The sequence below is a fragment of the Gammaproteobacteria bacterium genome (genome assembly GCA_009838035.1).
Lineage (GTDB): Bacteria > Pseudomonadota > Gammaproteobacteria > Steroidobacterales > Foliamicaceae > Foliamicus.
This window is the reverse complement of the sequence record VXSK01000004.1, coordinates 241,247-262,666: the sequence shown is the minus strand read 5'-3', so window position 1 is coordinate 262,666 and position 21,420 is coordinate 241,247. Positions and strand designations below refer to the sequence as shown.

The window sequence follows — 21,420 nt, the reverse complement described above, 5'->3', positions numbered from 1 at the left end:
CCCCGGCCCTACTTCCAGGCGCCGAAGCAATACCAGCGGATCGTTGGCACCAGGCGCCCGGTGTTCTTGTCCACGGTTACATCTTCCCGCGATACGTAAGCCTGAAGTTCCTCTTCGCCGTTGCGGGCAAGACTGGGCACGATGAATTCCACGAATTTCGATTCGTCGAAGCCGCCCGCCAGGCAGCAGTCGACCGGGCGCATGTCGCGGAATGCCTTGTAGTACGGCTCCTGGTTGTAGTAGCTGTCCCAGTCGAAGTAGAAGCTTTCGTAGGGCTCGGTGCGGCAGTTCGGGGGCAGCTCCATGTGCAGCATCAGCCCGCCGGGGCGAAGCAGCCGGTGCGCCTCGCGAAACACGGCGCGGACTTTCTTCGGCGGCAATTCGTGCAGGAACATCGACGACCAGACGATGTCGAAACCCGGCTCGCCGTCGAAATCGCATTGCGAGGCGTCCATCTGCCGGTAATGCACCGGCACGCCCAGCATTTCGGCGCGGGCGTGGGCATATCGCAGCATCGGCGCTGCGACGTCCACGGCATGGACCTCCGCTTCGGGAAAGGTGCGCGCCCAGGGCAAGGTGTTCGAGCCGATGGAGCATCCCATGTCCAGGATGCGGCGCGGGCGCAATTCCGGGAATTTCAGTGAAATGAAGCGCGCTATGCTGGCGCCGATGTCGTCGCGCTCGCTGCCGAACAGCCCCATGCTGAACACGGCGCCGCCGTTATCGTAGAGCGCGCCCGCGGACACGTCGTCGTCGCCGTACTCCGTGTGATAGCAGCCCGGCATCAGATGCACGTCGTGGTTGGCCACATACGGCGGCGTTTCCACGTCCGGATCGAGCGTAACCGAACCGCCTTGTCCGCCTCCATTGGCGTCCACGCCGGCGACCCTGCGGTTCAGGTCTTCCAGGTTGCGTTCAATCGTGGGGATGACCGAGCGCCAGACGAGTTTCTGGCAGTTCACCCGCATGGCCGAATAGAAGCGGTAGGAACTCTCGCCCCGCATCGCCCTGTGGACCTCCACGCCGTCCGCGGGCTCCCGACCGTTTTCGCGAACGAGGGCCGGTTCCACCTTCCTGTGGTATGTCGCGCGCATCCCGTTCGCCAGATCGGCCAGGATGTGGCGACGTATCTCGGAAACGAAACGCTGGCGCGACAGCTCGTCCCGGGTAGGCTCGATCCGCAGGTCGTGGCGTACGTAGTCGGTCATGAAGCGGCTCCCAAGCAAGCCATGGAAGTAACTTCCATAGGATACTGCAACTTCAAAACGATTGGGGCTGCCATGTGCGCCGCGCCGTCACTACAATTCAGAAAGCGGCGATGATGGACGGCAAGCGAAACTGGGTCGAGGAAGCCGCGAAAATGCCCTTGGCGTTCTCGCAGGTCCGGGAGGATGCTCTTCTCGACGAATCGGTAGTACTCGGCCTGGGAGAACAGGTCGACGTACTGATGATCGCGTCGGGCGGCTGCACCGCCGCTTTGCTGGCGTCCATACCGCAAGTGAGGCGACTGCACCTGGTCGATCCCAATCCCGCCCAGCTGGCCTTGTCCCGGCTCAAGCTCCAACTGCTGAAGAATTTACCTCCTGCGCAAAGGCTGGCCCTGCTTGGACATCAGCCGATGCGTGAAGAGGAAAGGCACGCCCGTCTCGGGCAGGCACTTTCCGAACTGATGCTTCCCCGGAACGCACTCGGTCCGTTTCGCACCGTCGTGGCGACAGGCCCCGACTATGTGGGCCGTTATGAACGGGTGTTCCGTGCCCTTCAATTCTCGTTGCGCGGGAGCGAGCGCGAGCTTCTCGCCGCCTTGCGTTCCTCCACCGCGAATGCGAGCGCATTTTCACCCGACTCTCCCCTGGGGCGAAAGCTCGATGAAGCGCTGGGTCAAGTCATGTCCCTGCCCAACCTCGTTCGCCTGTTTGGCGAGGACGCAACCAACAATCCGGAAAAACCGTTTCATCTGCACTTTGCTGACCGGATACGGTGGATCATGAAAAACGGGCAGGCCAGCACCAACCCTTACCTTTGGCAGATGCTGACAGGATCGTTTCCGAAGAACCGGTTCGCGCCATGGCTGACGCGTCAGGCCGCGGTGCATCCTCCGATCGTCACGGAGTCCTGCTGTCGCATGGAGCAGGTGCTGGAACGCGAGACGGGCGCATACGATTTCATTCACCTGTCGAACATTCTTGACTGGCTGTCGCCTGGGGACGCGGAGAAGACGCTGGATCTGGCCGCCGGCGCGCTGCGACGATCCGGACGGTTGCTGATCCGGCAATTGAACTCGACGCTCGACATCCGCGGGGCGGGACGAATGTTCCAATAGCTGGACTCAGCATCGCAGGACTTGTGGCGGCGCGACCGGAGCTTTTTTTACCGGGCGTTGCATCTGGGCCGCAAGCGATGAACCTGCACACCATCAACAGCAATCCGGCGCCCCGATTGGCCGCGGCACTCGCCGAGTTCGAAACGCAGTTCACCTACCCGCTGGGTCCCGGCAAGTCATTCCGGATCGACCATGGCCAGGACTACCCGAGGTTCTACCGGGCAATGGGGGACAATGCCTGTTTCGTCGCGGAAAGGAATGGCAAAGTCCTGGGCGTCCTGAGCGCCGCCCTGAGAACACTTAACCTTCCTTTCGGCGATCAAAGGACAGTGGTTTATGTCGGCGACCTCAAAGTCGCCCCAGGCAAGCCTGGCGGAAGAACCGTGTTGCGACTGATTCTCCGTTTACGGCGATGGGCGCGCCAACACGCCGTGGCGGCCTATTCCATTGTCATGGACGGAACTCAAGTCACGCCCGTCCGCTACACCGGTCGGCTGGGCATAGAGCCATTCGTGGAACTGGGAAAACTCGTGATCCTCAGCATTCCCACGTGCATTGGAGGCAAGCCGCATGCGAATTCCTGGCGCAGCGACGAGTTGCCTGCACGCAAGTGCTACCAGAATTTGAGCCAGCATTCCGCGAGGTGCCTCGAAAGCAATCCGGGCATTCGATCCTTCATGAAACCACACTGGCTTGTGCATCCCCAGTCGCATGCCGCAGGACTACTGGAAGATACCCGGCAGGCCAAGCGCCTTATCGGCATGAACGGTAAGGAAATGATCCGGTCGCACCTGTCCTTTTGTGCATGGTCGAACCACGCCAGCGCCCTGGCCTTGCTCCGGGAGGCGCTGCGCAGCTCGGCAGACAGGGGTTTTGATGAGATGTTCGTGGCCGTGAGCCCGCAGGAGGCAAACTCTCTGGTTGCCGACCTGGGCGTAGCGGGAGTCACCCTGGCGCCCGCTACCATTTACGGCTACGGACTGGACGCGGGAATGGACTGGAGCGTCAATACATCGGAGATTTGACGATGGAAGAAAGCAACGAAGCACCGAACATTCTGGCCTGTGCCGACGAGGTTTTGGAACGTATCGACATCCTGGCCAATCCGTACTTCCAATCGTTGCGCGACGGCTCGATGTCCCTGGAAGCGTTTCGACAGACGCAAGAGCAGTTCTTCTTCGCGGTCACCTTCTTTCCGCGCCCGATGGCGGCGCTGCTGGCGCGGTTTCCCGATCCACGCCTTCGGCTGGACATTCTTCACAACCTGGTTGAGGAGCACGGCGAATTCGACGAGGGGGCCTTCCATCACACGACATTCAAGAAGTTTCTCGACACCATTGATGGCGACCCGGACCAGTTGGACAACCTGTTTGTCGCGCCTCAAGTGCGAGCGTTCAACAGCGTCCTTACAACGTCGTGCCTTCTCGATGAAGTTGAAGTGGGTGTAGCCTGCATGGGAATCATCGAGTATGCGTTTGCGGGCATCTCCGCGCTGATCGGCAAAGCCGTTGTCGATAATGGTTGGGTTGCCGCGTCAGACTTGATCCACTACAAGCTGCATGCGGAAATCGATGAACGGCATGCGACCGAGTTCTTTGCGCTCGTGGAACCCCGGTGGCACGACGAGAATCGTCGCTATTTCATCCGGCAGGGTCTGGAGCTGGGAGCCTACATATTCGACCGCCTGTACCGGGATTTGCTGGCCCTGCCGGACAAGGGGTATAGACTAGCCGCCCCGTAGACGGGAGAGTCAAGGGAGTCAAGGGGTATTTCGTGAGCAAGGAAATTATTGCGCCGGACGGGTCGCCGATGCGGGCGGCCGTCATCGGCTGCCGTGACATTGAAGAGTCACTGGCCTTCTACCGGGATCGCATCGGATTGTCGGTTCTCGCCGACGAGTTGCTGGGCGGACCGGCCTTCAGAGGCTTCTGGAACCTGAACGGCGGAGCTTCCGCCCGCGCCGTCCTGTTGGGGCAAGGCGACGAGGGGGTGGGCCAGGTCCTGCTGCTCGACTTTCAACTGCCGGAAGGCAGCGCCAGACCCGTGGAAATCCGCGACCGCAGCGTTGTCCGGGCCTACGGATGCTTCAATCTGAATTTCTATACCGCCGACATTCACCGCGACTTCGAAGGCCTGAAGAAGGACGGCTACGTGCTCTGGTCCGATCCCGTCCAGCACTTTTTCGGGGACGACGTGGGCGACCCGATAGAAGGCATTTTCGAAGGTCCCGACCGGGTGCCTATCAACCTGGTGGAACTCGCCACCCGCGACACGGCGACGCGAGTGGGCCAGATGCGCGCCTACGTCGAGCAGCGAGGCTATACGGGCGCCGGCTTCACGCCCATCGTGACCAGTTCGCATGGCGTGGACTCCAGCGAACGCGCCATGGCCTTCTACGAACAGGTGCTGAAGATGAAGCCGCTGATCGACGAGGTCCTGGGCACGCCCGATTCCAACCGCCTGCTGAACCTGCCCGAGGACGCGAAGACCCGCGTCGTGTTCATGCAGGGCAACCACATGTTCGGCAAGGTGGTGCTGAGCCAGCCGCTGAATTACGAGTGCGAGTCCCTGATCGAGCAGGCCAGGGCCCCGAACATCGGCTACCTGGCCCAGGTCTTCGCGGTAAGCGACCTGGATGAGGCTGCGGCCAATTGCAGCGCCCTGAAAGCGGAAGTGCTCAGCGGTCCGCAACATACTCCCTGGCCGGGTGCGGGCAGCGTCTCCGCGATGCTGGTTCGCAATCCCGGCAGCGGAGCGCTGCAGGTATTGATGGAGGACGCGTGGTGAGCGTTTACGGCATGACGTCGGTGACCGTGGGCGTCAGCGACATGGACGAGTCGCTGGGCCTGTTCCGCGACGTGATGGGATTGCAGGTGGAGAGCGACGGCGAAGCTCCGCGCGCGCTTCTCGATGCCTGGGGACTGCCGGAACATGCGACGGCGCGGTTGGTCGAACTGTCCTGCCGCGGCTATCCGGTCGGGCACTTGCGCCTGGCGCAATACTCCCCAGCTCCCTCCGAGGCAGTGCGCCTGGACCACGGCCCCGGCGCGATGGATTCGTCCACCGACATCGGTCCCAAGGCGATCGATTTCTACGTGCCGCCGCCGATGACCGCGGCCGTGGATGCCATCACCGGGGCCGGCTACGCCTTCCGCTCGGAACCGATCTACTACGAAGTGGGCGATCTCGTGACCGAGGAATGCCTGTTCTCCGGGCCCGACGGCGTGCCCGCCCTGTTGATGCTTGGTCACCGGCATCCGCCCGAATCGATGCGTGAATTACCCTCCGGAGTCCCCTTCTCGGAGATCGCCACTACGTCGGTCATTTGCTCGGACCCGGAAGCCGCCCGCCACTTGTATTGCGACGCGCTGGGCCTGGAACCGGGAACCGACGCGTGGGTGCCCGAAGAAAACCTGGACCTGGCCCGCCGTCTCACCGGCGTCCGGAGTTGCACGGGTATCCATTTCCTGCTGGTTTGCGCCCCGGGGGAGCCCAGCGGCAAGCTCCTGTTCGTGCATTTCGCCGGCGTGCCGATCAAGCGGCTGGCCGGCAGGATGCGTCCCGGCAAGCTGGGCGTTAACCTTTTCAGTTACACGGCCAGCGACCTGGACGCCACGCTTGAGAAGGCCTGCGAAGCCGGCGGAACGCTGTTGCGCGGGCCGGCGCAGGTGGGTGAAACGCGCGTGGCGCTGCTGCTGGGCGCCAACGAGGAACTGCTGGAGCTGACCGAAGAGGGCTGATTTGTCTGCGGAAATCCGACGACCCCGGCCGGTCGATCTGCGCCGGCTGGAGTCCGGGGCAATGCGCATCATGCGCGAAGCGGCGGAGGCGTTTGGCCGGCCGGTACTGCTGTTCTCGGCCGGCAAGGACTCGGCGGTAATGTTGCGCCTCGCCCAAAAGACGTTCGCGCCGACGCTTCCGCCGTTCCCGCTGCTGCATGTGGACACGAACTGGAAGTTTCCGGAGGCCTATGAGTTCCGCGACCGGACCGCAGCCGATGCGGGCATGAAGCTGATCGTTCATGTCAACCGGGAAGGACTTGCACGCGGAATCGGGCCATTCAGCCACGGCGCGGAGACTCATATCCGGGTCATGAAGACCGAGGCGTTGCAAAGCGCCCTTGAGCGATACGGCTTTGACGTCATGATCGACGGCGCGAGGGGCGACGAGGAGCGATTCAGGGCCGATTCGCGGATCTCCGGCACGGCGCCCGTACGCGGCGGGACAACGCGCGTATTTCCGTTGCGTGACTGGTCCGAGATTGACGTATGGCGCTACGTTCAGGTCGAAAAGATTACGTTGCCGACGCTCTACTTTGCCGCGCCGCGGCCGGTGGTAGAAAGGAACCGAATGCTCATCGTCAGGGCCGACCAGCGAATGACGCTGGCGGACGGCGAGAAGCCCAGGATGCGGAAGGTGCGGTTCCGCACGCTGGGTTGCTGGCCATTGACGGGCGCCGTGGAATCTGAGGCGGCGGATGTCGCCGGCGTGCTGCGCGAGCTTCGCCGCGCCCGAACTCCCGAGCGTTCGTGGCGCGTAATCGACCGGCCGACCGACGAAACGGGCGGCAATCACGGGCGGCGCCCTTGAACGCGCAAAGCGCCAGCTCTGCGTCCGCCGGCCGGAGAAAGCGGCTGCGCGAAGCCCGGAAGCCCTGCATTCTCTGGCTGACCGGCTTGCCCGCCGCCGGCAAGACGACCCTCGCCCGGGAAATCACTCAGAGGCTTGAAACGCTGGGAGTCCGCGCCTTCGTGCTCGACGGCGACGACCTGCGGCTGGGACTCAACAGCAATCTCGGGTTCAGCCACGCGGACCGTAACGAGAGCGTGCGCCGTGCCGGCCATGCCGCCAAACTCCTTCTCGACACCGGAACGATCGCAGTGGCGGCCCTGATCTCGCCCTTCCGCGACCACCGGCAGCGAATCCGCGCGCTGGCCGGCCCCGACCGTTTCGTGGAGATCTTCGTCGACGCTCCGCTTCATGTGTGCGAACGGCGCGACCCGAAGGGGCTTTACGCAAGCGCGCGGGCCGGCGATATCCATGACTTTACCGGCATCGATTCCCCCTACGAACCGCCCGAAACTCCGGATATCCGGCTCCTCTCCGCGGAAAGCCCGCCGGGCGATCTGGCCGCACAGGTGATCCGCTACCTGGAAAAAGGAGAATATATTTGACAGAATGACCGATCAGATACTACCTCGGAGTCGCCATTGAGCACGCAGAGTGCAGGCAGCGGCAAAGGCGCGCATGAAGCGCTGATCTCCGGGATCGCCCAGCGCCATGCTGCTCGCCCCGGAGGGTTGCTGCCGGCCCTGCATGCCATTCAGGACGAACTTGGCTACGTCCCTCCGGAGGCCGTGCCGACCGTGGCCGAAGTGTTCAACGTCTCCCGCGCCGAGGTGCACGGCGTCATCAGCTTCTACCACCTTTTCAGAACCACCCCGCCCGGCCGCAGGACGCTGTACCTGTGCCGGGCAGAAGCCTGTCAGGCGATGGGCGCCCGGGCGCTGGAAAAACACACCAAAGAGCGGCTCGGCATCGATTTCCACGAGACCACTGCCGATGGCCGGATCAGCCTGGAACCGATCTTTTGCCTCGGCAACTGCGCCTGTTCGCCGGCGGTGATGATCGATGATTTCGTGCACGGACGGGTGACCCCGGAACGCCTCGATGCGCTGCTGGAAGAGAGTCGAGGCGAGCCGGAGGCCGCAACCCCGGGTATGCCGGAGGGCTCGCACACGGTTTTCGTCCCGCGCGATACGACGGCGCTGTCCATGGGCGCCGACGACGTGGCGGCCGCGATTGCCGGGGAGGCCGCCGGACGCGGCGAATCCGTCACGGTGGTGCGCAACGGCTCCCGCGGCCTGTACTGGCTGGAGCCCATGATCGAGGTCGAGGCCGGCGGCGTGCGTCACGCGTACGGGCCGGTGCGGCCCGCCGACGTTCCGGGTCTCTTCGACGCCGGGTTTCTCACTGCGGGAGAGCATGGCCTCGCATTGGGCCCGACCGAGGAGATGCCCTACCTGGCCGGGCAGTCGCGGCTGACATTTGCCCGCGTCGGCATCACGGACCCGCTTTCGCTCGTCGACTACCGCGCCCACGGCGGCTATGAAGGGCTTGCGAAGGCGGTGGGCCTGTCTCGCGAAGAAATCGTGGACATCGTCACCGAATCCGGCCTGCGGGGCCGCGGAGGCGCCGCCTTTCCCACCGGCATCAAGTGGCGCACGGTGCTCAACGCCGAGGGCGCGCAGAAGTATGTCACCTGCAATGCCGACGAGGGCGATTCCGGCACCTATGCCGACCGGATGGTCATGGAAAGCGATCCCTTCGTGGTGATCGAAGGCATGACCATCGCCGGACTTGCGGTGGGCGCAACGCAGGGCTACGTCTATCTGCGCGCCGAGTACCCGCTGGCGATCCGGATCATGAACGAGGCCATCGGGATCGCCGAGGCGGCGGGCTTGCTGGGCGAAAACGTCATGGACAGCGGCCAGGCCTTTCACCTGGAAGTCCGCGAAGCCGCCGGCGCCTACATCTGCGGCGAGGAAACCTCCATGCTGGAGAGCCTCGAAGGCAAGCGCGGCGTGATCCGTTACCGTCCCCCGCTGCCGGCGGTCAAGGGCCTGTTCGGGGCGCCCACCATCGTCAACAACGTCATTACCCTGGCGTCCGTGCCGATCATCCTGGCCGAGGGCGCAGAGTACTACCGCAACTACGGCACGGGCCGTTCGAGAGGAACGCTGACCGTGCAACTGGCCGGCAACGTCAGGCGGGGCGGGCTTGTGGAGATCGGTTTCGGCCGCACGCTGCGCGAGTTGCTGGAGGACTTCGGCGGCGGCACCGCCACCGGCCGGCCGATCCGGGCGGTACAGGCGGGCGGGCCCTTGGGTGCGTACATTCATCCTTCGCAGTTCGACACGCCACTGGACTACGAAGCGATCGCCGAAATCGGCGGGATGATCGGCCACGGCGGCCTGGTGGTCTTCGACGATACCGTGGACATGGGCGAACAGGCCCGGTTCGCGATGGAGTTCTGCGCCATCGAGTCGTGCGGGAAATGCACACCCTGCCGGATCGGCGCGGTGCGGGGCGTGGAAGTCATCGACCGGATACTGAGCGGCGACGACGAGTCCGGCAACCTGCTATTGTTACGGGACTTGTGCGATACGATGGTCGCAGGTTCGCTGTGCGCCCTGGGCGGGATGGCCCCGTTCCCCGTAATCAGCGTTCTGGATCACTTCCCCGAGGATCTGCGGGCACGCCGATCGTCCGGGGGAATCGCTGGAGACGAGCCATGAGTCGGTCTGAATCGGTACTGGTCTACGAGCCCTACCGGCGCCCTGCAGACCTGGGCGCTCCGCCCAGCGAGTCCACGACGATGGTGCAAGTCACCATCGACGGCAAGACCGTGACGGTTCCCGAGGGCACGATGGTCATCCGCGCGGCCGCGCTGGCCGGCGTCAATATTCCAAAGCTCTGCGCCAGCGACATGCTTGAGCCCTTCGGCTCCTGCCGGCTGTGCCTGGTGGAAATCGAGGGTGCCAAGGGCCTTCCGGCATCGTGCACCACCGAGGTGGCGCACGGCATGGAGGTAACCACGCAGAACCCGCGGCTGGCGGAAGTGCGCCGCAACGTCATGGAGCTCTACATTTCCGATCATCCGCTGGACTGCCTGACGTGCCCGACCAACGGCGACTGCGAACTGCAGGACATGGCGGGCGCCGTCGGTCTGCGGGACGTGCGTTACGGATACGCGGGCGAGAACCACCTGGATATGGAGAAGGACGAGAGCAACCCCTACTTCACCTTCGATCCCAGCAAGTGCATCGTCTGTTCGCGCTGCGTGCGCGCCTGCGATGAGGTCCAGGGTACCTTCGCTCTCACCATCGACGGCCGCGGTTTCGAGTCCAAGGTCGCGGCCAGCCAGGACCAGCCGTTCCTCGATTCAGAGTGCGTGTCCTGCGGCGCCTGCGTGCAGGCCTGCCCCACCGCGACGCTGACGGAAACCTCGCTGATCGAAATGGGCCAACCGGAGCATTCCGTGATCACCACTTGCGCCTACTGCGGCGTGGGCTGTTCCTTCCGCGCGGAGATGAAGGGCGAGGAAGTGGTCAAGATGATCCCCAACAAGGACGGCCACGCCAATCACGGGCATTCCTGCGTCAAGGGACGGTTCGCGTTCGGCTACGCCACCCACAAGGACCGCATCACCGCGCCGCTGATCCGCGAGTCCATCAGCGACCCGTGGCGGGAAGTGTCCTGGGAGGAAGCCATCGGTTTCGCGGCCGGCAGGCTCAAGGAGATCCGGGAGAAATACGGCTCCAATTCCATCGGAGGCATCACCTCGTCCCGCTGCACCAACGAGGAGACCTACCTGGTGCAGAAGATGGTCCGCGCCGGATTCGGCAACAACAACGTGGATACCTGCGCCCGGGTGTGCCACTCCCCTACCGGATACGGACTGAAATCCACCCTGGGCGAATCGGCGGGCACCCAGGCATTCGACTCGGTCCTGAAGGCCGACGTCATCATGATCATCGGCGCCAACCCTACCGTCGCACACCCCGTGTTCGCTTCGCAGATGAAGCGCCGGCTCAAGGAAGGGGCCAGGCTGATCGTCGTCGATCCGCTCCAGATAGACCTGGTGCGCTCCGCCCATGTAAAGGCGGACTGTCACCTGCAACTTCGCCCGGGCACCAACGTGGCCATCATCAATGCGCTGGCCCATGCGGTTCTCTCCGAGGGCCTGGAGGACAACCCGTATATCGAGGACCGCTGCGAACCGGACGCCTACCAGGACTGGCGGAGATTCATCCTCGAAGAGCGCAATTCCCCGGAAGCCCTGGCCGAGGTCACCGGCGTGCCCGCGGAGGATGTCCGGGCCGCGGCGCGGCTCTACGCCGGCGGCCCCAACAGCGCCATCTACTACGGCCTGGGCGTTTCCGAGCACGCCCAGGGCTCCACGATGGTCATGGGTATCGCCAACCTTGCCATGGCGACCGGCAACCTGGGCCGCGAAGGGGTCGGCGTGAGTCCGCTGCGGGGCCAGAACAACGTGCAGGGCGCCTGCGACATGGGTTCCTTTCCCCACGAGCTGCCGGGCTACCGGCACATTTCCGATGCCGAAACCCGCGCTCTGTTCGAGCGGGAATGGGGAGTGGAACTGTTGCCGACGCCGGGTTTCCGGATTCCGAACATGTTCGATGCGGCGATAGCCGGGCATTTCAAGGGGCTCTACGTGCAGGGTGAAGACATGGCTCAGTCCGATCCCGATATCACCCATGTCTCCGACGCGCTGTCGTCGCTGGAGTGCCTGATCGTGCAGGACCTGTTCCTGAACGAGACCGCGAAATTCGCCCACGTGTTCCTGCCCGGCTCGTCGTTCCTGGAGAAGAACGGCACCTACACCAATGCGGAACGACGGATATCGCCGGTACGCAAGGTGATGAAGCCGCTGGCCGGCTACGAGGACTGGGAAGTGACCCAGTTGCTGGCCAACGCCATGGGTTGCCCGATGAACTACAGCCATCCCAGCGAGATCATGGACGAGGTCGCGCGGCTCACGCCCACTTTCCGCGGCGTAAGCTACGAGAAGCTCGATCGCCTCGGTTCCATTCAGTGGCCGTGCAACGAAAAGGCCGAGCGCGGCACGCCGACCATGCACGTGGACACTTTCGTGCGCGGCAAGGGACTGTTCCGTTTGACGCCCTACGTGGCGACGCAGGAACGCTCGACTTCCAGGTACCCGCTGCTGCTCACCACCGGGCGTGTTCTGAGCCAGTACAACGTCGGCGCACAGACACGGCGCACCCGAAACGTGCAGTGGCACGGGGAGGACATCCTGGAGATTCACCCCCACGATGCCGAGCAACGCGGTATCGAGCAGGACGACTGGGTGGGCCTGAAGAGCCGGGCCGGCGATACCGTATTGCGCGCGGACATCACCGAGCGGGTCCAACCCGGAGTGGTTTATACGACCTTTCATCATCCGGAATCCGGCGCCAACGTCGTGACCACGGACAATTCCGACTGGGCGACCAACTGTCCGGAGTACAAGGTCACGGCCGTGCAGGCCTACAAGGTGACCCGGCTTTCGGATTGGCAGCAGCAGTTCGGGGAATTCACCGAAACGCAGCTGGAGCTCCTGCGCAAGGCGAGGACCCCCGTGTCCGCCTGAACTGTCTGCGGTTCAGGCCTGTTAATGCACGTTGAAGGCGACGCAGCCAATGAATCCGGCCAAGCTGGTGCGCATGGCCAACGATATCGCGGCGAACTTCGACTGCGGACTCGATCGTGCCACGGAGGTGGCCGGTGTAGTGGACCATATCGGACGATTCTGGAGTCCCTTCATGCTCGACACCATGGCTCGACAGATGCAGGCAGGCGACATCGGGCTGTCCGACCTGGCCGAGCAGGCGCTCAGGGAACTGATCGAAGAGCGGCAGGGCTAGCCCTTATGTGCCTCCTTCTGGCGGGAGCGTTCTGGTGAGATATGCGGGCTAGTGCCGCGCTGAAGAGCGCCAAGAGTGTGCGGATTGAGCGCTTCGGCGCCGATGGCGGGACTCGCGACGATGTGGTCGCAATGGAAGAACCATTGGAGATTCGCCTGTCCTGGACTCACCCCGATGGCCGGCGCGAGCAGAAGAGCATTTCCATCACGATGCGCACGCCGGGCAACGACGAGGAACTGGCAGCCGGTTTCCTGCTGACGGAGGGAATCATCGCGGGCCCCGCAGAACTCGAAGCCGTCGGGCCGTGCGGGCCGCCGGCGGCGAACGGGCTGATCAACGTCGTGCGGGTGGACCTGGCGCGCGACGTGGAGGTGGACCTCGCGCGCCTAGAGCGCCACTTCTACACGTCTTCCAGTTGCGGCGTTTGCGGCAAGGCGTCGCTGGAGGCAGTGGCGGTTCAGGGGCGTTATGACCTGCATGACAACACCTTGCGAATGAGTGCGGAGGGCCTCGGCGCGCTGCCTGACAGGTTGCGGGCGTTGCAGAGCGTTTTCGAGCGGACCGGAGGCCTGCACGCGTCCGGGCTGTTCGACGCCGCCGGGCAGGTGCGTATCAGCCGCGAGGATGTGGGCCGGCACAACGCACTCGACAAACTGATCGGCCAGGCGCTGCTAAAGGACGAATTGCCCCTGAGCGACTGCGGAGTCGTTGTGAGCGGCCGGGCAAGCTTTGAATTGATGCAAAAGGCCATGATGGCTGGCATTCCGATGGTGGCCGCCGTGGGCGCACCGTCATCCCTGGCAGTGGAATTCGCCGAGGAGTTCGGCATGACGCTGGTGGGCTTTCTGACGGCGAACCGGTTCAACGTTTATTCACGTCCCGATCGGATCGCGTAACGCCCCGTTCACTTCATCGTGGGCATCGAGAATTCGGCGCTGGCGGACGGACCCTCCGGCCACCGGGCCGTGACCGATTTCATGCGCGTGTAGAACCGCACCCCGTCCGGGCCATGCATGTGCAGCGGGCCGAACAGGGATCGTTTCCAGCCACCGAAGCTGTGAAACGCCATCGGCACCGGGATCGGCACATTGACTCCAACCATTCCTACCTGTATCTCCTCGCAGAAACGGCGTGCGCTGTCCCCGTCGCGCGTGAAGATGGCGGTGCCGTTGCCGTATTCATGCTCATTGATCAGGCGGACCGCTTCGTCGCGGGTGTCCACGCGCACGACGCTGAGCACGGGTCCGAAGATTTCCTCGTCGTAGATGCGCATGCCGCGCTTGACGTGATCGAACAGCGTCGGGCCGACAAAGAAACCGCGATTCTCCCCGGAAAACCTGAAGTCACGGCCATCACGGCGGAGCGCGGCGCCTTCCTCGACGCCGCTGTCGATATAGGCGCGCACCCTGTCCGCATGCTCCGCCGAAATCAGCGGACCCATCTGGGCTTCGTGCTCAAGGCCGTATCCCGGGCCCACGCGCAGCGAATCGATCTCGCGCTCCAGTCGGCCCACCAGCCGGTCGGCCACGTCGTCCCCGACGCAGACCGCCACGGAAATCGCCATGCAGCGTTCGCCGGCCGAGCCATAGGCGGCGCCCATCAGCGAATGCACGACCTGGTCGGGATCGGCGTCGGGCATGACGAGCATGTGGTTCTTTGCGCCGCCCAGCGCCTGCACGCGTTTCCCGCATGCTCCCGCGGTTGCATATACGTATTTCGCGACCGGAGTCGATCCCACGAAACTGACCGCCTCGACGCGATCATCCGTCAGCAGGACGTCAACCGCGGCCTTGTCGCCGTTGACAATATTGAAGACCCCGTCCGGAAGTCCCGCCTCGGTCAGAAGTTCGGCCAGCCGCAACGTCACCGACGGGTCTTTCTCCGACGGCTTCATCACGAAGGTGTTGCCGCAGGCGATGGCCACCGGGAACATCCACATGGGCACCATTGCCGGGAAATTGAACGGGCTGATCCCGGCGCAAACGCCAAGCGGCTGCATGAGGCTGTAACCGTCCACGCCCCGTCCCACGTTCAGGCTGTGCTCGCCCTTGAGCAGATGCGGTATCCCCGTTGCGAACTCCACGACCTCGAGTCCGCGCCCCAGTTCATTGCGCGCATCGGAGAGCACCTTGCCGTGTTCCATCGTAATGAGTTCGGCCAGTTCGTCGCGATGTTCCTCGATCAGCGCCTTGAACGCGAACATCACCCGGGCCCGGTTCAGTGGCGTGACCGCCTTCCAGGACGCAAAGGCCTCAAGTGCCGCCGCAATGGCGGAGCGCGCTTCTTCTTCGCTCGAAAGCGCGACGTTGCGGCGCCGCTCTCCGGTCGCCGGGTTGTAAACCGGCGCGACGCGCCCGGACGCACTCGCGACCCGTCTGCCGTCAATATAGTTTCCAATCGTTTCCATGATCCTGGCCAGTATGCCGCCCCGCCGTCCCGGTCAGCGGCGAATGCGTTTGTTTTTGGGATCGTACATCGGGATTGAAGATACCTCTGCCGGTATTCGTTTGCCGGCCACTTCGATGCGGAAGTCCCCCTTGGCCGGGTCCGGCGCCTTGGCCGTATCGACGTATCCGAGTCCGATGGCGCCGCCGAGCGTGTGGCCGTAAGCGCCGGAAGTGACGTGACCGACCAGGTCGTCATCGCGCCAGATCGGTTCATTGTGGTAGAGCAGCGGGACCGGGTCCAGCAGCCGGAACTGCAACATTCGCTTCGCCGGCGGCGCGGCCTTGTCCCTGAGCAGCGCCTCCCGTCCGATGAACCCGCCCGGCTTGTCGAACTTCAGGGTAAAGCCCAGGCCCGCCTCCAGCGGAGTGTCCTCGTCGGTGATGTCGTGGCCCCAGTGGCGATAGGCCTTTTCGATGCGCAGCGAATCCAGCGCGTGGTAGCCGGCGTGGGTCAGGCCGAACGGTTCGCCCGCGGCGACGATGGTGTCGTAAACGCCGGCCACGAACTCGGTGGGGACGTAGAGTTCCCAGCCGAGTTCGCCGACGTAGGTGATCCGGGAAGCCCGCACCCGGGCGTAACCGAGCTCTATTTCGCGGCTGTGGGCGAACGGGAAGGCTTCGTGCGAGAGATCGTTCGGAGTCAACGATTGCAACAGCGCCCGGGCGTTCGGGCCCATGATCGAAATCACTCCCATGGCCGAAGTAACGTTGGTCAGCACGCAGCGGGCGCCGGCCGGAATGTGCCTTTGCAACCAGTCGAAATCCCGGAATTCGGTGGCCGCGGCGGTCACGATCAGGAAGCAGTCTTCGGCCAGCCGGGTGACGGTGAGGTCCGCTTCGATGCCGCCCCGGTCGTTGAGCCACTGGGTGTAAACGATGCGGCCGGGGCGCACGTCGACATCGTTTGCGCAGACGAAATTGAGCACCCGGGCAGCATCGCCACCCTCAAGCCGGAACTTGGCGAACGAGGACTGGTCGAACAGACCCGCCTTCTCGCGTACTGCCCGGTGCTCCGCCGCGGAATGTTCGAACCAGTTCTGGCGCCCGTAGCTATACTCGTAAACGGCCAGCGCCGGGTCCGGCGCGTACCAGTTGGGCCGCTCCCAGCCCGCAAGCTCTCCGTGGCAGGCGCCGATGGTCTTCAGGCGATCGTAGAGCGGCGATTTGCGGACCCCGCGGGCGGTGTCGTACTGACGATAGGGGTAGTGCGTGGCGTACAGCAGCCCGAGGCTCTCGGATACGCGTTCGCGCAGGTACTTGCGATTGCGCTGGAAGGGCTGGTTGCGGCGCACATCCACTTCCCAGAGATCCTTCGGCGGGTGGCCGAGACGAATCCACTCGGAGATCACCCTGCCGATGCCGCCGGCCGACTGCAGGCCGATGGAATTGAGTCCCGCCGCCACGAAGCAATTGTCGAGTTCGGGCGCCTGGCCGATGTGGTAGCGCACGTCCGGCGTAAAACTCTCGGGACCGCAGAAGAACGTGTCCAGCCCGGCGGACTCCAGCGCCGGAACGCGAACAAGCGCTTGCTCCAGGATCGGCTCGAAGTGTTCCAGGCTGCCGTCGATCTCGTCGAAACAGAAGTCCTCGGGGATGCCCTCGGTGGCCCAGGGGCGGGCATTGGGTTCGAACGCCCCCAGCATCAGCTTGCCCGCGTCGTACTTGTAGTAGGCGCAGGCGTCGTAGTCGCGCACGACAGGAAAGCTGGAGTCCAGGCCCTCCACCGATTCGAACAGAGCGTAGTAGTGCTCGCAGGCATGCAGCGGCACGTTCACCCCGACGCTCGCCGCCAGTTCACGGGTCCACATGCCGGCGCACAGCACCACGCAGTCCGCGTCGATATCGCCGCGGTCGGTGCTTACGCCGGTGACGCTTCCGGCAGAGGTGCGGATGGCCGTGACCGGTACGTTCTGAAAGATGCGCGCACCGGCGGCGCCGGCGCCCTTGGCCAGCGCATTGGTGATGTCCACCGCGTTGGCGTAGCCGTCGGTCGGAATGTGGATGCCCCCGAGCACGTCTTCGGTGTGAAGCAGCGGGACCTGGGCCTTGATCGTGGCAGGCGTGACCACCTCCACCTTCAGCCCGAAGACTTTCGCCATCGACGCGCTGCGCCGCAACTCCTCGAACCGTTCCTCGTTGGTTGCGAGCGAATAGGAACCGCAACGCCGGTAGCCGGTCGCCTGGCCGGTTTCCGCCTCCAGGCGCAGATAAAGCTCGCTGGTATAGCGCGCCAGTTCCGTCATGTTGATGGAAGTGCGCAATTGGCCCACCAGTCCGGCGGCGTGCCAGGTAGTGCCCGAGGTGAGTTGCCGGCGTTCCAGCAGCACTACGTCGGCCACCCCGTCCCGCGCCAGGTGATAGGCCACCGAACAGCCGATCACGCCGCCGCCGATCACGATCACGCCGGCGCGGCGCGGCAGGTTGGCGGGACGTTTGCTCCGGGTGGTCACGGGCCGTCAGGTTCGCAACGGTTGCTTGCCCGGCTCGTCATGAGCCGTCAGGCGCGTAAACGAACATTGGCCGGGTCATACACGGGCTCGTCAAGCACCGTGGCCCGCCTCCGTTGACCCAGAATGTCGACCGTCAACTCGGTATCCGGGCCTGCCAGCGACGGCGGCACATAGCCGAACCCCAGGCTTTGCCCAACGAAGTGTCCATAACCGCCGGTGGTTGTCACGCCCACGTAGCGCTCGCCGGCGAAGATCGGCTCCCCGCCCTGCACGTCCGCATCGCCGGGGTCGAGACTGAAATAGATCAGCTGCAGCGTGCGGTCCCGCTGCTTGAGCGTCGCCTCCCGGCCGATGAAATCGCCCTTGTCGAACTTGATGAAGCGCTCCATGGCCGCGTCGATCATCGTGACTTCATTGGTCAGTTCCGCGCCCCAGCTGCGATAGCCTTTTTCCATTCTTAGACTATTGACCGCGTAGAGACCGAAATTGCCGATGCCGAGGTCCGCCCCGGCCTCCATCAGCGCGTCGTACAGAGGCTCCATGTATTCCATCGCCGGGTGCAGTTCCCACCCGAGTTCGCCCACATAGTTCACGCGCAACGCACGCACCGGCATCCCAGCGATCTCGATTTCCCGACCGCTGAGCCAGGGAAAGGCGCTGCTCTCAAGGTGCTCTTCCGTCAGCCGGGCCAGCACGGCCCGGGCCTGGGGGCCCGCCAGCACCAGCACGCCGCGCCGGTCCGTGACGTTGGCGACGCGCACTTGCTCTTCAGGGCGGCGGCCCTGCTCGAGGTGGTCAAGATCGCGCAGTTCGGCGCCCGCCGCGGAAAGCACGTAGAAGGCTTCGTCATCCAGGCGCGTGACGGTTGCTTCCGCGCCGATTCGTCCGCCCTCGGACAGCAGATGGGTGAGCGCGATGCGGCCGCGTTTCGGCAGACGGTTGGCGCACAGCCGATCCAGCAGCGTCTCCGCATCGGGGCCCGTCACGTCGTACTTGGCGAATCCGGAGAGGTCCAGGACGCCGACCCGGTCGCGCACGGCCATGCACTCTTCGCGCACCAGCTCGAACACGTTGTTGTGGCGAAAGCTGTATTGCTCCTCGCGGCCGTCGGTCGAGAACCACTTGGGGCGCTCCCAGCCGAAGGTGTCGGTGTAGACACAGCCCTGGGCCTTGAGCTTGTCGTAGAGGGGGCTGGTCCGGCAGCGACGGGCTGCCGGCAGTTCTTCCCCGGGAGGCGGCGTGACGTAGGTCCTGGAGTAGTCCTGGCGCCCCCTGGCGCCCATGTAGTCCTTGTCGGCAAACACCCCGAAACGCCGCGGATCGAACCCGGTCATGTTGATTTCGGAGTCGCCATGCAACATCCACTGAGCCAGGTACTTGCCGCAGCCGGCGCCCTGGGCAATGCCGAACGACGAGCCGCAGCAGAGCCAGAAATTGCTCAAGCCCGCCACCGGGCCGAGCAGCGGCAGACCGTCGGGGCTGTGGGAAATGGCTCCGTTGACGATCCGCTTGATGCCCGCCGGTTCGAAGATCGGCATACGCTCCATGGCCCGCTCCAGCCAGGGCATCAGGCGCTCGAGATCGTCCTCGAACAGTTCGCTGTCGGACTCCCAGGGCGGCAGTCCGCCCGGTTGCCAGGCTTCGCTGAGCCCTTCAGACTCGTAGATGCCGATCAGACCGGACTCTTGCTCCTGGCGCAGGTAGACGGAGGCATGGGGGTCGCGGGTTACGGGGAGTTCTTCACTTCTGCCGGCCAGCTCCGGCACCGGGCCGGTGACGAGATAGTGGTGCTGAATGTTGCAGATCGGAAGGTCCGCGCCCACCATCCCCGCCACCTGCCGGGCAAAGCAGCCCGCGGCATTGACCACGGTCTCGGCGATAACCGGCCCCTGCTCCGTCATCACCTTCCATTCGCCGCCCGGCAGGGGGTCAATGCCGGTCACCCGGTTGTGCCGCACGACCCGGGCGCCGAGCGCGCGCGCGCCTTTGGCCATCGCCTGGGTCAGCCCGAACGGGTCGGCATGGCCGTCGTTGCGGGTCCAGGCGCCGGCCAGCACTCCCTCGGTAGAGACAAACGGATTCAACTTGCCGATCTTTGCAACGTCGACGATCTCCATGTGGTAACCGACATTTGCAGCGATGCCGCGGAGGTAGCGGAACCAGTCCAGGTCCTGCTCGGTGAGGGCAAAGCGGACACTGCCGCAGTCGTGCCAGGTAACCGACTGTCCGGTCAGTTGTTCCAGTTTCCCGTACAGGGAAATGCTGTACTCGTGGATCTTGGCAAGGTTGTAGTCGCCGACCAGATTGGGGCATTGACCGGCCGCGTGCCAGGTCGAACCCGAAGTCAACTCGCCCTTCTCGATCAGCAGGACGTCGTTGCACCCCTCGGCCGCCAGGTGGTACAGCAGGCCGACGCCCATAATGCCGCCGCCGATTATGACAACTTGAGCCTGTCTCTGCATCGCGTTCCCCGGTAGTGGGTCGCTGTCGCCCGAATTTTCACGGAAGTCGGGGTTAACTTGCAATATGGAATTTGATCGTTTTCTGCATTGCGAACGTCATTTCATGGCTGCTAATATGCCGCTGACGGTCGCTGGATTGGCCGTGAGACGGACAGCCGCGCAGAGGCTGCTGGACTTTCGAGGCAGGAGGTTTGGTGGTTGGAGGCAGTTGGCATGATCGAAGACCTTGACGGCAAGGCCGGAACCGGCGAGCAGGAGGACGATCTCGTCCTCGCTGAACTCAACGACGCTGAGCTCGTCGAGCAAATGCACGACGATCTGTACGACGGCCTCAGGGATGAAATCATCGAAGGCACGGAGATTCTTCTGGAGCGGGGCTGGGCGGCGGAAAAGGTGCTGAACGACGCCCTGGTGGGCGGCATGCAGATCGTGGGCATCGATTTTCGCGACGGCATCCTTTTCGTGCCGGAGGTGCTGCTGGCGGCCAACGCGATGAAGGGCGGCATGGCGGTGCTGCGGCCGTTGCTGGCCGAAACGGGCGCGAAGCCGGTCGGCAAGATGGTCATCGGCACGGTCAAGGGCGACATTCACGACATCGGCAAGAACCTGGTCGGAATGATGATGGAAGGCGCCGGTTTCGAGGTGATCGATATCGGCATCAACAACGATGTCGAAAGCTACCTGGAGGCGCTGGACAAACACCGCCCGGACATTCTCGGCATGTCGGCCCTGCTGACCACCACCATGCCGTACATGAAGGTGGTCATCGATGAACTCGTGACCCGGTCGATTCGCAGCGACTACATCGTACTGGTGGGCGGCGCGCCCCTGAACGAGGAATTCGGCGCGGCGGTGGGCGCGGACGCCTATTGCCGGGACGCCGCCGCCGCGGTGGACACCGCCGCACTCCTGATGCGCAAGAGGCAGAATGACGGATGAAACGGCACTTTGTGGACGCTGTCCTGCTGCGGTGGCGTGATATTCCCGCGCAGGTTATCGTCGGGCAGGGCCGAAAGCGAGCACGGGCGCGATTGAGCGGCCGCTTTCAGAACGCCATCGATCGCGCCGCCATGCGGGCGAAGAAGCGCAACGCCGACGCCTACCTCAGTGAATGGGTGCGGGAACCGCTCAAGCTTGAGGCGGAAGATGCGGCTGCGGATTTGCAGGCGGCGGCGGACCGGCTGGCGGTCCGGATCGAAACGGCCTATTCGGACGAACGCCTGTCGGCGCTGGTGCGCAATCGCGGTCTGGCGGATGACCAGGGCGTGTTAACGCCCTAGAGGAGGG

General features: G+C 64.2%; 17 protein-coding genes. 13 read left to right on the top strand and 4 right to left on the bottom strand.

Translation table 11 applies throughout. The features are described from left to right. Window positions 1-8: 8 nt before the first annotated feature. Window positions 9-1,208, bottom strand: a complete 1,200-nt coding sequence (locus F4Y72_05205) for a class I SAM-dependent methyltransferase (protein MXZ27685.1) — start codon at window positions 1,206-1,208, stop codon at window positions 9-11. A gap of 74 nt (window positions 1,209-1,282) precedes the next feature. Between F4Y72_05205 and F4Y72_05200 the strand changes: the two genes are divergently transcribed. The 11 genes from F4Y72_05200 to fdhD all read left to right on the top strand — a co-directional run bounded on the left by F4Y72_05200 (window position 1,283) and on the right by fdhD (window position 13,670). Then, window positions 1,283-2,323, top strand: a complete 1,041-nt coding sequence (locus F4Y72_05200; protein ID MXZ27684.1) for a DUF3419 family protein — start codon at window positions 1,283-1,285, stop codon at window positions 2,321-2,323. Window positions 2,324-2,400: 77 nt separating this feature from the next. Beyond that, complete coding sequence (locus F4Y72_05195) at window positions 2,401-3,348, top strand: N-acetyltransferase (GenBank protein ID MXZ27683.1); 948 nt, start codon at window positions 2,401-2,403, stop codon at window positions 3,346-3,348. Between the two features lie 2 nt (window positions 3,349-3,350). Then, a complete protein-coding gene (locus tag F4Y72_05190; GenBank protein MXZ27682.1) occupies window positions 3,351-4,064 on the top strand; it encodes an iron-containing redox enzyme family protein in 714 nt (237 codons plus the stop codon). 32 nt (window positions 4,065-4,096) lie between these two features. Further along, on the top strand, window positions 4,097-5,110 hold the full coding sequence (locus F4Y72_05185; protein MXZ27681.1) for a VOC family protein: 1,014 nt from the start codon (window positions 4,097-4,099) through the stop codon (window positions 5,108-5,110). After that, entirely contained in the window at window positions 5,107-6,063 is a 957-nt protein-coding gene (locus F4Y72_05180) for a VOC family protein (protein ID MXZ27680.1), read from the top strand. Before F4Y72_05185 ends, F4Y72_05180 begins: the two co-directional genes overlap by 4 nt. Window positions 6,064-6,124: 61 nt before the next feature. Further along, window positions 6,125-6,913, top strand: coding sequence for a phosphoadenosine phosphosulfate reductase family protein (locus F4Y72_05175; protein MXZ27679.1), 789 nt, complete (start codon window positions 6,125-6,127; stop codon window positions 6,911-6,913). Further along, window positions 6,853-7,497 (top strand): adenylyl-sulfate kinase, encoded by a 645-nt coding sequence (cysC, locus tag F4Y72_05170; protein ID MXZ27678.1) that lies wholly within the window; start codon window positions 6,853-6,855, stop codon window positions 7,495-7,497. The genes F4Y72_05175 and cysC overlap by 61 nt, the downstream gene beginning before the upstream one ends. 36 nt (window positions 7,498-7,533) lie before the next feature. After that, a complete protein-coding gene (locus F4Y72_05165; protein ID MXZ27677.1) occupies window positions 7,534-9,621 on the top strand; it encodes a formate dehydrogenase subunit gamma in 2,088 nt (695 codons plus the stop codon). Next, window positions 9,618-12,500 carry a formate dehydrogenase subunit alpha gene (locus tag F4Y72_05160; protein ID MXZ27676.1) on the top strand — a complete coding sequence of 961 codons (2,883 nt, stop codon included), beginning with the start codon at window positions 9,618-9,620 and terminating at the stop codon, window positions 12,498-12,500. Before F4Y72_05165 ends, F4Y72_05160 begins: the two co-directional genes overlap by 4 nt. Window positions 12,501-12,549: 49 nt before the next feature. Further along, window positions 12,550-12,774: a formate dehydrogenase subunit delta gene (locus tag F4Y72_05155; GenBank protein ID MXZ27675.1), complete on the top strand. Its 225-nt coding sequence runs from the start codon at window positions 12,550-12,552 to the stop codon at window positions 12,772-12,774. A 41-nt stretch (window positions 12,775-12,815) separates the two neighbouring features. Then, on the top strand, window positions 12,816-13,670 hold the full coding sequence (gene fdhD / locus F4Y72_05150) for a formate dehydrogenase accessory sulfurtransferase FdhD (GenBank protein ID MXZ27674.1): 855 nt from the start codon (window positions 12,816-12,818) through the stop codon (window positions 13,668-13,670). An 8-nt stretch (window positions 13,671-13,678) separates the two neighbouring features. On the opposite strand, the gene F4Y72_05145 is transcribed toward fdhD, so the two are convergent. The 3 genes from F4Y72_05145 to F4Y72_05135 all read right to left on the bottom strand — a co-directional run bounded on the left by F4Y72_05145 (window position 13,679) and on the right by F4Y72_05135 (window position 20,133). Beyond that, on the bottom strand, window positions 13,679-15,181 hold the full coding sequence (locus F4Y72_05145) for a CoA-acylating methylmalonate-semialdehyde dehydrogenase (protein ID MXZ27673.1): 1,503 nt from the start codon (window positions 15,179-15,181) through the stop codon (window positions 13,679-13,681). Window positions 15,182-15,214: 33 nt separating this feature from the next. Then, window positions 15,215-17,623: an FAD-dependent oxidoreductase gene (locus F4Y72_05140; protein ID MXZ27672.1), complete on the bottom strand. Its 2,409-nt coding sequence runs from the start codon at window positions 17,621-17,623 to the stop codon at window positions 15,215-15,217. 95 nt (window positions 17,624-17,718) lie between these two features. Then, window positions 17,719-20,133, bottom strand: coding sequence for an FAD-dependent oxidoreductase (locus tag F4Y72_05135; protein ID MXZ27671.1), 2,415 nt, complete (start codon window positions 20,131-20,133; stop codon window positions 17,719-17,721). 213 nt (window positions 20,134-20,346) lie between these two features. Here F4Y72_05135 and F4Y72_05130 point away from each other — a divergent pair, with 213 nt between their 5' ends. Together F4Y72_05130 and F4Y72_05125 are read left to right on the top strand one after the other, a co-directional pair. Further along, a complete protein-coding gene (locus F4Y72_05130; GenBank protein ID MXZ27670.1) occupies window positions 20,347-21,072 on the top strand; it encodes a cobalamin-binding protein in 726 nt (241 codons plus the stop codon). Then, window positions 21,069-21,413: a hypothetical protein gene (locus tag F4Y72_05125; GenBank protein MXZ27669.1), complete on the top strand. Its 345-nt coding sequence runs from the start codon at window positions 21,069-21,071 to the stop codon at window positions 21,411-21,413. Before F4Y72_05130 ends, F4Y72_05125 begins: the two co-directional genes overlap by 4 nt. The last annotated feature ends 7 nt before the right edge of the window (window positions 21,414-21,420 follow it).

Excerpts from the sequence above, each read along its gene's own strand:
- F4Y72_05145 (MXZ27673.1), bottom strand. The coding sequence starts at position 15,181 with ATGGAAACGATTGGAAACTATATTGACGGCAGACGGGTCGCGAGTGCG.
- F4Y72_05190 (MXZ27682.1), top strand. The coding sequence starts at position 3,351 with ATGGAAGAAAGCAACGAAGCACCGAACATTCTGGCCTGTGCCGACGAG.
- F4Y72_05155 (MXZ27675.1), top strand. The coding sequence starts at position 12,550 with ATGAATCCGGCCAAGCTGGTGCGCATGGCCAACGATATCGCGGCGAAC.
- fdhD (MXZ27674.1), top strand. The coding sequence starts at position 12,816 with ATGCGGGCTAGTGCCGCGCTGAAGAGCGCCAAGAGTGTGCGGATTGAG.
- F4Y72_05195 (MXZ27683.1), top strand. The coding sequence starts at position 2,401 with ATGAACCTGCACACCATCAACAGCAATCCGGCGCCCCGATTGGCCGCG.
- F4Y72_05135 (MXZ27671.1), bottom strand. The coding sequence starts at position 20,133 with ATGCAGAGACAGGCTCAAGTTGTCATAATCGGCGGCGGCATTATGGGC.
- F4Y72_05125 (MXZ27669.1), top strand. The coding sequence starts at position 21,069 with ATGAAACGGCACTTTGTGGACGCTGTCCTGCTGCGGTGGCGTGATATT.
- F4Y72_05160 (MXZ27676.1), top strand. The coding sequence starts at position 9,618 with ATGAGTCGGTCTGAATCGGTACTGGTCTACGAGCCCTACCGGCGCCCT.
- F4Y72_05130 (MXZ27670.1), top strand. The coding sequence starts at position 20,347 with ATGATCGAAGACCTTGACGGCAAGGCCGGAACCGGCGAGCAGGAGGAC.
- F4Y72_05205 (MXZ27685.1), bottom strand. The coding sequence starts at position 1,208 with ATGACCGACTACGTACGCCACGACCTGCGGATCGAGCCTACCCGGGAC.
- F4Y72_05175 (MXZ27679.1), top strand. The coding sequence starts at position 6,125 with ATGCGCATCATGCGCGAAGCGGCGGAGGCGTTTGGCCGGCCGGTACTG.